Genomic DNA, 13058 nt, shown 5'->3' on the forward strand with positions numbered 1-13058 from the left:
GACCACCGGTGGTACGCCGGCCGGACGTCTCGTGCGTCCGGCCGGCGTCTGTGGTCAGAGTCCGATGCTGCGGCTGCCGAGGTGCTTGGCCGTGGTGGCGGGGGCTTCGGGCCAGTGGGGCAGCGAGGTGGTCGGCGCGGAGGCCCGCTGGATCAGGTACGACGTGCCGGCCTGGGCGATACTTGCCGACGTTGGCGATCAGCGCGGTGCGCATCTCGTCGCCCAGGCCGAGCCGGGCCCACCAGGTCGGCGTCCACGCCGAGCGTCTGAGCCGCCTGCGCCGTCACCGGGAACAGCGCCTGCGCCACAGCTTCACCTGCGCGGTCTGGGAGTGCAACCGGCGGCGGCGTGCGCGGACACGGCGGCCACCCCGCCGAGGACGGTGAACGCGGCGGCCAGCAGAGCGGTGAGCGGGCGCCGATGCCGGGTGAGATACATGGGATCTCCAGACACGAGGGAGCTCGGGGACGTCCGGCGCCGGGGCGGTGGGGCGAGCCCCGGCGCCGGTGGCATGGTCAGACCCGGGTCCAGCGCTGGTTGGCCTGGCCGTTGCAGGTCCAGATGATGACCTTGGTGCCGTTGGCGGAGCCCGCGTTGTAGGCGTCCAGGCACTTGTTCGCGCCGACGGCGGTGATGGTGCCGTCCGAGTTGAGCCGCCACTGCTGGTTGCTCTGGCCGTTGCAGTCCCAGATGATCACATTGGTGCCGTCCGCGGTGCCGCGGTTGTTGACGTCCAGGCACTTGTTGCCGTAGACCCGCAGCTCACCCGAGGCGGTCGGCGTCCACTGCTGGTTGGCCTGGCCGTTGCAGTCCCAGATCTGCACCTGCGTGCCGTTGGCCTGCGAGGCGCCGGCGACGTCCAGGCACCGGCCCGACCCCACACCCTTGATCGCGTTCGTCCCAGTGGGAGTGGGCGTGGGAGACGGCGTGACCAGGCCCCCTCCGCTCACGACGTACATGGCGGCCCCGTGCGCGGGCACCGAGGCGCTGATCGTCCCGGACGAGGAGGAGGTCGTGTGCGCCCACAGGTCGCGTACGGAGTAGGAGGCCGCGGCGCCGAGGCCGAGGGCGGAGGCGGTGGTGGACACCGTCGCCGTGCCGCTGCCCCGGTTGAGCAGCACGACGGCGACCGAGCCGTTGGACATCGGCTTGCGCCACACCTCCAGGTTGCCGTTGTCACTGATCTTGGTGCCCTGCCGGCCGCCCCAGTCCTGGTCGACCGCGATGACCTCGGTGTTGGTCAGGATCGAGCGGGTCTCGGCGCTCATCGAGCGGATGTCGTTGCCCGCGATGAGCGGCGCGTTCAGCAGCGACCAGAGGCTGAAGTGCGCCCGGGCCTCGGTCGCCGTCAGCGAGCCGTTGCCCACCTCCAGCATGTCGGGGTCGTTCCAGCCGCCCGGTCCCGAGTACGCCTCGAGCCCGACCTGCTGGTCCAGGATCCCCATGACCGAGTTCCAGTTCGCCTGGATGTCGCCGGTCGTACGCCAGGAGTTGCCGGTCGGCATGCCCCAGGTCCAGACGCTCTCCTGGCCCCAGTTGCACAGGCTGAACAGGATCGGACGCCCGGTGGCGGCGAGCGCGTCGCGCATCGCGGTGTACCGCTGCTGCCCGTTCTTGCCCTGGTGGTCGCCGCAGTTGTCGTACTTCAGGTAGTCGATCCCCCAGGAGGCCCACAGGGCGGCGTCCCGCCGCTCGTAACCCAGGCTGGCCGGATAGCCCGCGCAGGTCGTGGTGCCCGCCGAGGAGTAGATGCCGAGCTTCAGTCCCTTGGAGTGGACGTAGTCGGCCAGCGCCTTCATGCCACTCGGGAACTTGGCCGGGTCGGGCACCAGGTCCCCGGCCGCGTTGCGGCTCTTGGTCGACCAACAGTCGTCGATGTTGACGTACGTGTAGCCCGCCGCCGCCATGCCGCTGGAGACCATCACGTCCGCGGTCTGCCGCACGAGGTTCTCGTTGACGTTGCAGCCGAAACTGTTCCAGTCGTTCCACCCCATCTGGGGCGTACGGGCGAGCCCGTTGTCCAGCGCGGCGGCCGGCGACGTCATGCCTCCGGCCGCGACCAGGGACCCGGCGGCCAGCGCCGCCGCCAGCGTCCATCGAACGATCCTGTGCATCTGACTCCTTACCCGTGACCGGCCCGCCGCCGTCGGAGGCGGGCCAGGATCTGTTATCGATAACATTTCTTGCTCGAGTCGTTCCCCCTGTCGGGCGGTCGGTGGTGTGCGGCGGAGCAAATACGACCCTGCCGATCCCGTCAAGAGGGCCTCGTCGGCCGTGCTTCGCCGGACGCCGCGCCGCCTGCGCTTACGGGGCGCGGTCGCCGCGCCGGGGAAAGGGCTGCGGTGAAAATTTCAGCCGAGACCGCCACTGACGGGCGTTCCCGGAACGTTGCCGAGACCGGGTTTCTCATCGTCCCAGGCAGGCGGGTGTGGCCGATGAGCGATCAGGCGAAAGTTTCCGGCGCAGTCTTGACACCTTTCGTGACGGTTTCCACACTGAGCCCGGGTGGTCTCCTGTCGGAGCGGCGGTGGGCGGCGGAATCGCCGCCCACCGCACTCTCCCGCGACGGGGTCCGCGCCGTGGATTCTGCGGGTGTCCCGCGCCTCGTTCGACGTCATCCGACGCCGGACGGCGAGCAAGGACGATTGTTAGCGCTAACAAATGGAGGCCATGTGTCGCCCTCATCCTTCAGCCGACGCCGGCTGCTCCAGGCCGCCGGCGTGGCGGTCGCCGCTTCCGCGGTCAACCAGGTGGTGGGCGCGCGGGGGGCCGCGGCGGCGGTTGCTCCGGCCCGGCCCGACATCGGGGTGTCGGCCTACCCGTTCGAGCTCGGGCAGGTGCGGCTGACCGGGGGTCGCTGGCTGGACAACCAGAACCGGACGCTGTCGTATCTGCGGTTCGTCGACGTCGAGCGGTTGCTGTACAACTTCCGGGCCAACCACCGTCTGTCCACCAACGGCGCCGCCGCCAACGGCGGCTGGGACGCGCCGGACTTCCCGTTCCGCACCCATGTGCAGGGGCATTTCCTCAGCGCGTGGGCGCAGGCCTATGCCGTGCTCGGGGACACGACGTGCCGGGACAAGGCGAACCGCATGGTGGCCGAGATGGCCAGGTGCCAGGCCAACAACGGGGCCGCCGGGTTCAACGCCGGCTATCTGTCCGGCTTCCCCGAGTCCGACTTCACCGCCCTTGAAGCCCGCACGCTGAGCAACGGCAACGTGCCGTACTACTGCATCCACAAGACCATGGCCGGTCTCCTCGACGTGTGGCGCCTCATCGGCAGCACCCAGGCCCGTGACGTGCTGCTCGCGCTGGCCGGCTGGGTGGACTGGCGGACCGGCAGGCTGAGCGGCAGCCAGATGCAGGCCATGCTGGGCACCGAGTTCGGCGGCATGAACGCCGTGCTGACCGACCTGTACCAGCAGACCGGCGACGCCCGCTGGCTGACCGCGGCCCAGCGGTTCGACCACGCGGCGGTGTTCAACCCCCTCGCGGCCAACCAGGACCAGCTCAACGGCCTGCACGCCAACACCCAGGTGCCCAAGTGGATCGGCGCGGCCCGCGAGTACAAGGCGACCGGCACCACCCGCTACCGGGACATCGCCGCCAACGCCTGGAACATCACCGTCGGCGCGCACACCTACGCGATCGGCGGCAACAGCCAGGCCGAGCACTTCCGGGCCCCCAATGCGATCGCCGGGTATCTCACCAACGACACCTGCGAGCACTGCAACAGCTACAACATGCTCAAGCTGACCCGCGAGCTGTGGCTGCTCGACCCGAACCGGGCGGCGTACTTCGACTTCTACGAGCAGGCGCTGACCAACCACGTCATCGGCGCGCAGAACCCGGCGGACGGCCACGGGCACGTCACCTACTTCACGCCGCTCAAACCGGGTGGCCGCCGTGGCGTGGGCCCGGCGTGGGGCGGCGGCACCTACAGCACCGACTACAACTCCTTCTGGTGCTGCCAGGGCACCGGCCTGGAGGTCAACACGGCGCTGACGGACTCCGTCTACTTCTACAACGGCACCACCCTGATCGTGAACCTGTTCGCGCCGTCGGTCCTGAACTGGACCCAGCGGGGGATCACCGTCACCCAGACGACGTCCTATCCGGCGAGTGACACGGTCACCCTGCAGGTCACCGGCAACGCCGGTGGGTCGTGGTCGATGCGCGTCCGCATCCCCGGCTGGGCCACCGGAGCGACGATCAGCGTCAACGGCGACCAGCAGGACGTGGACACCACCCCGGGGACGTACGCGACCCTCACCCGCAACTGGGCCTCCGGCGACACCGTCACCGTGAGCCTGCCCATGCGCGTGGTCACGAAGGCCGCCAACGACAACCCGAACGTCGCGGCGATCACGTACGGCCCGGTGGTGCTGTCCGGGAACTACGGCAACACCGCTCTGTCGGCGCTGCCGGCCCTGAACACCGGGTCGATCACCCGGACCAGCACCACGGCGCTGGCGTTCACGGCCACCGCCAACGGGTCGTCGGTCAACCTCGGCCCGTTCTACGACGCCCACGGGTACAACTACACCGTCTACTGGAACACCGGCGGCGGTGGCGGAGGCGGGACCGCGAGCTACCGGCTGGTGAACGCGGCCAGCGGACTCGTCCTCGGCGTCCAGAACATGTCCACCGCCGACGGCGGCCTCGCCCTGCAGTGGACCGACAACGGCACCGCCGACCACGACTGGGAGATGGTCGTGGACGGCACCGCCGTACGGCTCCGCAACGTCAACAGCGGCAAGGTGCTCGGGGTGGAGAACATGTCCACCGCCGACAACGCCCGCGTCCTGCAGTGGACCGACAACGGCACCGCCGACCACCGCTGGACGATCACCGATGCCGGCGACGGCTCCCACAAGATCCGCAACGTCAACAGCGGCAAGCTGCTCGGCATCCTGAACGGCTCGACCGCGAGCGGGGCCCAGGCCGTACAGGACCCCGACAACGGCAGCACGGACAACCAGTGGCGGTTCGTGCCGAACGGAGCCCGGCGCATCCAGAACCTGGCAAGCGGGCTGGTGCTGGGCGTGCAGAACATGTCCACCTCGGACGGCGGCCTGGTGATCCAGTGGGGCGACACCGGCACCGCCGACCATCTGTGGACCGCCGTCGTGGACTCCGGCGGCTACCTGCGCCTGCGCAACTCCAACAGCGGCAAGGTGCTCGGCGTGGAGAACGCGAGCACGGCCGCCGGCGCGCGGGTGCTCCAGTGGGCCGACAACGGCACCGCCGACCACCGATGGCGGCTGCGGTACGGATCCAACGGGTGCTTCCGCATCCAGTGCGCGAACGGCGGCCGGGTCCTCGGCGTCAGCGGCGGCTCCACCGCCCAGGGCGCCCAGGTCGTGCTCGCCGACGACAACGGAGCGAACGACCACCTGTGGCGGTTCCTCTAGCCCGGGGGTGAGCGGACGGTCAGGGCCGCCAGCGGTAGTGGGCGTCGGGCAGGTTCTCCTCGTTGGCGCTGCCGTCGCCCTCCGCGACGAGGGTGAAGCCGTGCCGCTCGTAGAAACGCCGGGCACCCGTGTTCCGCTGGAACACGTACAGGTCGAGTCCGCGGGGGCGCGCCTTCTTGGCATGGCCGAGCAGCGCGCTCCCGACACCGCCGTTCTGCGCGGCGGGTGCGAGATACAGGTGGTCCAGCCAGTCGCCGCGCAGGGCGGCGAATCCCACGACCCGGCCGCGCAGCTCGGCGACCCACACCTGCGACGAGGGGAGCATGACGCCGGCGATCCACGCCCGGGTCTCCTCGTCGGTGTGCAGGTGAGGCAGGTAGGTCATCTCGGCCCGGGCGGCGAGGAACGCCTCGGCGACGCCTTGGGCGTCACCGGACCCGGCCCGGCGGATCAGCGGCGAGATCTGTTCGGACACGCCCACACCGTGCCACAGGCGGCCTCGTTCCGGCCATGAAGTCAACGCGCCGGACGGTCTGGACCGTGTTCAGGCGCGCTCACGCTCGGCCCGCTGCCGGACCAGCTCTTCGACCGCGCTCGGCAGGGTCGTCTCGAAGTCGATCAGCTTCGCCCACGTCGGGGTCACCACGATCCGGACCATGCCGTCGTAGAGCGAGCGGACCTCGGCCTCCCACTCGACCCGCTGCTCGGGCGTCATCTCGTACGAGCCGTTGATCTGGAGGTACTCGTCCGGGATGCCCTCGACGACGTCCAGCTCGGCCCGACCGCGGATCAGCAGGATCTTGGGCGGGTGCACCTCGGTGTCGATCGTCAGGGCGACCATCGGGTTCTCGCGCAGAGCCGGGAGCTTCGGGGCATTCTTCGTGGTGCACATGACGATCTCCGAACCGTTCCAGGTGAACGCGATCGGGACGTTCCGGGGCGTGCCGTCCTTGGCCACGTACGCCAGCCGGGTCACGTCGCGTGCCAACAGCTCTCGGCTGATCGGCCGGTCCAGAATCTCGGTGATCTCGTCCGCTCGCATGGCCGTCCCTCCAGGGTCGTTGTCGTGATCCGACCCAGGGACGGAGCCGTCGGGGGATTCTCGACATCCGCCGGCTCCAGAGTTCCGAGATTTTTCCGGCCACCGTCCCCGGGGCTCTGCCCGGGGACGGCCCGATCCGTCGTGGTTTCGCCGGTCTACTTGTATCCTGCGGCGACGATGTTCGCCTGCACCTCGTTCTCGGTGGCGGCGGTCGGGTAGCCGGACGTCATCACGCCCTCGTAGAACGTGCCGGCGGAGCCGTGGCTGTTGTCGCCGCCGATGCCGAGGATGATGGCCCCCTCCTTCTTCATGGGGTTGTAGCCCGAGGCGTTGGGCCGCTTGCCGTCGTAGAAGGTCGACAGGCCGCCCGACTGGGCGTTGCCGGCCCGGATGGCCCAGTGGTTGGGCTCACCCTTGATGATGGCGGTCAGGTATCGGTAGTTCACGCTCGGGTCGTTGGCGTTGTAACCCGGGTTCACGCCGGAGAACAGGCCGTTCTCCAGGTCGGCCATGACCCAGGGGCCGTTGCCCGTGCCGTAGCCCCAGACCTTGATGTTGCCGAAGTAGATGGCCTCCATCGTGCCGTTGCCGTTGTCGCGGCTGTTGGTCTCGGCGTTGCCGTAGTCGAAGCAGCAGCCGCCGTTGTAGTGCGTGCCGTCGAAGACCGCGTACATCCCCTCCGGCTGGTCGCCCTTGGCGACGCCGTTGGTGGCGTTGTTGCGGTAGCCGACTCCGGGATCGACGTAGACGCCGTAGGCCTTGAGGCCGTACACCGTGGTCGGTGCCTTGGTCGCGGTCGCCAGGTTGTCGTAGCCGCCCGGAGCCGGGCCGGAGAACCCGCCGGGAGGCGCCTGCGTGAGGTGGTTGCCCCGGCCGGACTGGTCGTAGATCTTGGTGATGACACAGCTGGTGCCGGAGCAGAAGGAGTCTTGCGTGGCGGCGTTGGCGGCTCCGCCCGGGCTCAGGACGCCGACGTCGCGGGTGGTGTTGTCCGAGGAGCGGCGCACCTGGTAGAGCGGGCCGTTGTAGTTCGCGTACAGAGCGCGGGTGGTGCTGTGCGCGGCCACGCACGGGGTGCCGCCCGAGGCGTAGATGTCACACGGCTGCCTGGACGACGGCGGCGAGGGAGACGCGGAAGGCGAGACGGTGGGGGAGGCGCTGGGGGAGGCGCTGGGCGACGACGTGACGCCGCCGGTGCAGGTCACGCCGTTGAGGGCGAAGCTCGTCGGCACCGGGTTGGAACCGTTGAACGCTCCGTTGAACCCGAAGCTCGTGCTGCCGCCGCTGGGGATGCTGCCGTTGTAGGACACGTTGGTCACCGTGACCTGGGAGCCCGACTGGGTGTAGGTGCCGTTCCACAGCTGCGTGATCGTCTGTCCCGCGGGGAACGACCACGTCAGCTTCCAGTCGCTGATCGGGTCCCCGAGGTTGTTAACGCTCACATTGGCGCCGAAGCCGCCCGGCCACTGGTTGGTGATCGTGTAGCTGACCTGGCATCCGGCCGTGGCCGCCGACGCGACGTGCGTACCGGCCACACCGGCAGCGGCCGTCAACAGCGTGGCGACGGCTATGGCCGGCAGCCTCAACCGCCGGCGAGAAGAGCTGACATGTCGCACAGTGTCTTCCCAATCTCTGAGATGTCGATGGTTCGCCGTGAGCCCCCGAGTTCCTGCTCGGCTTCCGTTCGGCTACGGGCTCGTGCAGGTCACGCTGGTGGGGGAGATCGAGCCGTCGCCCTCGGCGGTGAATCCGAACGTCGTCGACCCGTTGCCGGCGACGGTGCCGTTGTAGGGGGCGTTCTTGACGGTGATCGCGCCGCTGGTGCCGGTGTTCACGCCGTTCCACAGGCTCGTGACGGTCTGTCCGCCGGCCAGGGTCATCTTCACGGTCCAGCCGTCGAGCGTGGACGACCCGGTGTTGGCGACGGTCACCTCGCTCTGGAAACCGCTGCCCCAGTTGTTGACCAGCCGGTAAGTCGCCGTACACCCGCCCGGCCGCGCACTCGGCGACACCGTGGGCGACACGGTGGGCGACACCGTGGGCGACACCGTGGGCGACACCGTGGGTGACGCGGTGGGTGACGCGGTGGGGGACGGCGACGGGGTCACGCCGCCGCTGACCCGGTAGACGACGGTGCCGTGTGACGGCACGCCGGCCGAGATGGTGCCGGTGCTGCCGGTGACGGCGTTCGTCCACACGTCGCGCAGGGTGAACGAACCGCCGGACAGCCCGATCGCGGACGCGGTGGTGCTGATCGTGGTGGTGCTGCCGCCCTGGTTGAACAGGGCGACCGCGACATCGCCGTTGGCGAGCTTCTTGGCCAGCACGCGGCGGGTCCCGTCGTTGCTGATCTGGCGGGCCTGCAGGCCGAGCGGGTCCTGGTCGACGGCGATCAGGTTCTGGTTCTTCAGGATGGTCGCCGTCGCCGAGTCCATGGTGCGCAGGTCGTTTCCGGCGATCAGGGGTGCGGCCATCATCGCCCAGAGGGCGAAGTGGCTGCGCATCTCGGTGTCGGTCATGCCGCCCCGGCCGACCTCCATCATGTCCGGGTCGTTGAACGCTCCCGGTTTCGCGTACGACGCGAGTGGGACGGTGACGTTGACGATGTTCTGGATGCCCATCGGATAGCCGTTGGTCTGACCGGTGTCCCACTTGTTGGTGATGTCCTCGGTCGTCCGCCACATGTTGGCGACGTCGCCCCAGTCGCGCTGCGGCCCCGTCTTCGCGTGGATGCTGTTGGGGTTGATGCTGTAGACGATCGGCCGCCCGGTCGCCGCCAGCGCGTCACGCATCTTCGCGAATGTGCGGACCTGGTCGTCGATGGTGCCGTTGGGTGAGCACCAGTCGTACTTCAGGTAGTCCACGCCCCAGGCGGCGAACTGGCGGGCGTCCTGGACCTCGTGCCCCTGGCTCCCCGTCGCACCCGGGTAGCCGCCGAAGTACTGCGCGCAGGTCTTGTCCACCGGCACCTGGTAGATGCCGAACTTCAGCCCTCTCGCGTGCAGGTAGTCGCCGAGCGCCTTCATCCCACTGGGGAATCGCGAGGGATTGCCCTGGAGGTTGCCCGCGGAGTCGCGGGTGGGGTTGAACCAGCAGTCGTCGACCACGACGTACTTGTAGCCAAGGTCGCGCAGGCCCGAGTTGACGATGGTGTCGGCCATCTGCTTGATCAGGGTCTCGTTGATGTCGCAGCCGAACGTGTTCCAGCTGTTCCAGCCCATGGGGGGCGTGCGGGCCACGCCGTTCTCCAGGGCGCCGGCCGGGTCCTGCAGGGCGAACGGGACGCCCGCGAGAATGCCGGCCGCGAGTAGAGCTCCCACCTTCCGCAAGGATTCTCCTTGGGTGAGCTATGGATGCATGGGGAATGCGGATCAGCCGATCAGGCGCGGCGGCCGATCGCTCCGGCCGCCGCGCCGAACCGGTACGGATATCAGGGGCCCAAGGATCAGGGACTCGTGCAGGTGGCCGTGGGGCTGGCCGCCCGGCCAGGTCCACTTCACCGGCTCTATCGGTAGGTGATGGCGGACGACGAGTAGACGCAGTTGGCGCCGTCGGCACCGCTGCCGATCTTCGTCGGCTCGCCGCTGGTCACGCCCCTGTACTTCTCGCAGATGACGACCTTCCTGCTCGGGTCGTTCACGATCGTGATCTGGGAGAAGCGGGCGGTGTCGCCGTAGTTGGTGTTGATGCCGGCCAGGACTTTGCCGGGGGTGGTCGCCGTGACGTTCTGGATGACGACGTCGCGCTTGTACTGGGTCGAGCAGTTGCCGCAGGAGCGGTAGAGCTTGCCGAAGTTCTGCACCTGGAAGTTCTTGATGTACATGGTGCCGGGGCCGTTGTGCTGGAAGACCTTGTCGCTGGCGGCCTTGGCGCCGCCGCCGTCGATGGTCATCGTCTGCGACGACGAGGTGCCCTTGAACGTGGCCGCGTCCTCGCCGACGTCCTCCCACCACACGTTCTGCAGGGTGCAGGTGCCCATGCAGTGGACGCCGTCGGCCGCGGGCGCGCCGATGATGACGTTCTTCAGCACCGCGCCGTTTGCCAGTTTGAAGATGGGGGGCTGACTTTCGCTCTGGCTGCCGCTGCCGAGCGCGCCGGTGCCGTAGTAGCGCTTCATGCCGCCGTCGAGCGTGCCTGAGACGTTGATCGTGGCGCCGACCGCCTGCTGACCGGTGGGGGACGGCCAGGCGGCCAGGCGCAGTGCGGCCGCCGGGGCCGCGCCCGGCAGGGTGCCCGCGGACGCGCTGCCGGCCGGACCGGCCGCGAGAACCATTCCGGCCGCCGCGGCGGCGAAGAACGCGGTGCGGAATCGTGCGGACGTGCTCATTCACACTCCAGGGGGAGACGGCGACGATGCCGCCGTACGCGGTGATGCCGGCTGCGGGGAACGCAGGCCGGCCGGCGCTCCATCGGCTCCATCGGGTTCGGGAGAGCGAGCGAGAGCCGGACCCGGCGAATCGGCGGCCCGATCCGTCTGCGGATGCGACACTCACGGCGTCGCGACCGGGGACCCCTGCCGCTCACCACCGACCCCGGCAGGAGGCCGCTTCGGGACTCAGTGTGGAAACCGCAACGAAACCTGTCAAGGGAGTCTCGAAATTGTTTCGTTGAGGCGCAGGGGACCTTATCCCTGCCGACCTGCGCTGGTGAGCGGCATATCGGCGAAAATTTCCGCAGCTCCACCCTGGACTATCTGCCCCGCCCGCGAGCCGGCCGGGAGTGCTCAGAACGTTACGAGCGCATTGTCGTGAAACTTTCACCGGCCGAACCGCGCGAGGCGACCGGACCCCGCCCTGATGGGAGCAGGTGGGACAGGCCCCCGGCGGACCGGGGCCGGCGCGGAGAAGAGCCGGACCTTGACGAGGCTCCCTCCGGTCGTATTTGCTCCGCCGCACCACCACCATCACATGCGCCGACAGAGAAGGACGGGTCTCGCACATGAATTGTTAGCGCTAACAGCACGATCCTCCGGCTGCTCACGAGAACGCCGGGCCGCCGCTGTTGTCGCTGACCGCACGAAGACGTGAAACCAAACCCCCCGGGAGTACGAATGAAGGTCCCTCGCCTGCGCCTCTGGCTTGCCACCGGGCTCGTCGCCGTGGCCGGCACGGTCGGTGCGCTGACCGCGCCCGCCGCGCACGCGGCGACAGGCTGCCGGGTGGACTACTCGGTCACGAACCAGTGGCCGGGTGGCTTCGGCGCGAACGTGAGCATCACCAACCTCGGTGACCCGATCAACGGGTGGCGGTTGAGCTGGTCGTTCTCCGCGGGGCAGACGGTCACGCAACTGTGGAACGGCTCGGTGACGCAGTCGGGCGCACAGGTCACGGTCGCCGACGCCGGCTACAACGGGACACTGGCCACCGGCGCGAGCACGTCCTTCGGCTTCAACGGCACCTGGAACGGCGCCAACCCGGCGCCGGCGAGCTTCACGCTCAACGGCACGGCCTGCACAGGTGGCGTCACCGGCCCGTCCGCGAGCCCTTCATCGAGTCCGTCCGCGAGCCCCTCCCCGAGTCCTTCGGCCAGCCCGTCATCCACACCCGTGGCGAGCAAGCCGTGTGACATCTACGCCGTGGGCGGCACGCCCTGCGTGGCCGCGCACAGCACGACGCGGGCGCTCTACCACTCCTACAGCGGCAACCTGTACCAGGTCAGGCGCTCCTCCGACAACGCGACCCGGGACATCGGCGTCCTGGCCGCGGGCGGCACCGCCAACGCGGCGGCGCAGGACTCCTTCTGCGCCGGCACCACCTGCGTCATAACGGTGATCTACGACCAGTCCGGGCACGGCAACAACATGCTCTACCAGGGACCCGGCGGGGCAGGCGGCAAGGACACCCCCGCGACCGCGACGTCCGAGTCGCTGACGGTCGGCGGTAGCAAGGCGTACTCGCTCTACATCAAGCCCGGCAACAGCTACTGGCGGGACGGTCACCTGACCGGCGTGCCGACGGGCAGCGCGCCCGAGGGCATGTACATGGTGACCAGCGGCACCCACGTCAACAGCGGCTGCTGCTTCGACTACGGCAACAGCGAGACGACCAGGAAGGCCGACGGGGCCGGCGCGATGGACGCCATCTACTTCGGCACGAGCTGCTGGTTCGGCGGCTGCTCGGGGACCGGTCCCTGGGTCCAGGCCGACCTCGAATGGGGCCTCTACCCCGGTGGCAGCCAGTCGTGGAACCCCAACCAGAGGGCGTTCACCAGCAAGTTCGTCACGGCGATGCTGAAGAACAACGGGACGTCGCGCTTCGCCATCAAGGGCGGCAACGCGCAGACCGGCGGAATGACCACGATGTGGGACGGCGCGCTTCCCCCCGGCTACAGCCCGATGAAGAAGCAGGGCGCGATCATCCTGGGCAGCGGTGGCGACTGCTGCGCCACCAACACCAACCTGAGCCAGGGCACCTTCTACGAGGGAGCCATCGTCTCGGGTTACCCGTCCGACGCGACAGAGAACGCGGTGCAGACCAACGTCACCTCCGCCGGATATCGCTGATCGGGTGGGATGGGGCCCGTCGGTGTGCTGGGGTGTTCAGGCTCCGAGGGGTGTGCCTCGGCCGTTGAGGATGATCAGTTTCTCGATGCGTCTGCGGCGT

General features: G+C 69.1%; 9 protein-coding genes. 2 read left to right on the plus strand and 7 right to left on the minus strand.

Features of this window, described 5'->3' with window-relative positions:
- Window positions 1-312: 312 nt before the first annotated feature.
- Together Msi02_RS44235 and Msi02_RS42245 are read right to left on the minus strand one after the other, a co-directional pair.
- A complete protein-coding gene (locus tag Msi02_RS44235) occupies window positions 313-438 on the minus strand; it encodes a hypothetical protein (protein WP_275414237.1) in 126 nt (41 codons plus the stop codon).
- 77 nt (window positions 439-515) lie between these two features.
- The gene (locus tag Msi02_RS42245) at window positions 516-2114 is read right to left on the minus strand and encodes a glycoside hydrolase family 27 protein (RefSeq protein WP_204053334.1); all 1599 of its coding nucleotides are present in this window, start codon (window positions 2112-2114) and stop codon (window positions 516-518) included.
- Between the two features lie 558 nt (window positions 2115-2672).
- On the opposite strand from Msi02_RS42245, the gene Msi02_RS42250 reads away from it, so the two are divergent.
- The gene (locus Msi02_RS42250; RefSeq protein ID WP_204053335.1) at window positions 2673-5414 is read left to right on the plus strand and encodes a beta-L-arabinofuranosidase domain-containing protein; all 2742 of its coding nucleotides are present in this window, start codon (window positions 2673-2675) and stop codon (window positions 5412-5414) included.
- A gap of 19 nt (window positions 5415-5433) precedes the next feature.
- Here the strand turns inward: Msi02_RS42250 and Msi02_RS42255 are convergent, their stop codons facing one another.
- The 5 genes from Msi02_RS42255 to Msi02_RS42275 all read right to left on the minus strand — a co-directional run bounded on the left by Msi02_RS42255 (window position 5434) and on the right by Msi02_RS42275 (window position 10783).
- A complete protein-coding gene (locus Msi02_RS42255; RefSeq protein ID WP_239109404.1) occupies window positions 5434-5889 on the minus strand; it encodes a GNAT family N-acetyltransferase in 456 nt (151 codons plus the stop codon).
- 69 nt (window positions 5890-5958) lie between these two features.
- On the minus strand, window positions 5959-6456 hold the full coding sequence (locus Msi02_RS42260) for a pyridoxamine 5'-phosphate oxidase family protein (RefSeq protein WP_204053336.1): 498 nt from the start codon (window positions 6454-6456) through the stop codon (window positions 5959-5961).
- A 155-nt stretch (window positions 6457-6611) separates the two neighbouring features.
- Window positions 6612-7991, minus strand: coding sequence for an arabinofuranosidase catalytic domain-containing protein (locus Msi02_RS42265; RefSeq protein ID WP_204053337.1), 1380 nt, complete (start codon window positions 7989-7991; stop codon window positions 6612-6614).
- Window positions 7992-8144: 153 nt separating this feature from the next.
- Window positions 8145-9776, minus strand: coding sequence for a cellulose binding domain-containing protein (locus Msi02_RS42270; protein WP_239109408.1), 1632 nt, complete (start codon window positions 9774-9776; stop codon window positions 8145-8147).
- 185 nt (window positions 9777-9961) lie between these two features.
- Window positions 9962-10783 (minus strand): pectate lyase, encoded by an 822-nt coding sequence (locus tag Msi02_RS42275; RefSeq protein WP_239109406.1) that lies wholly within the window; start codon window positions 10781-10783, stop codon window positions 9962-9964.
- A 723-nt stretch (window positions 10784-11506) separates the two neighbouring features.
- On the opposite strand from Msi02_RS42275, the gene Msi02_RS42280 reads away from it, so the two are divergent.
- Entirely contained in the window at window positions 11507-12958 is a 1452-nt protein-coding gene (locus tag Msi02_RS42280) for an arabinofuranosidase catalytic domain-containing protein (protein WP_204053339.1), read from the plus strand.
- Window positions 12959-13058: the final 100 nt, after the last annotated feature.

Source organism: Microbispora siamensis (assembly GCF_016863095.1).
In the GTDB taxonomy this organism is placed as follows: Bacteria; Actinomycetota; Actinomycetes; order Streptosporangiales; family Streptosporangiaceae; genus Microbispora; species Microbispora siamensis.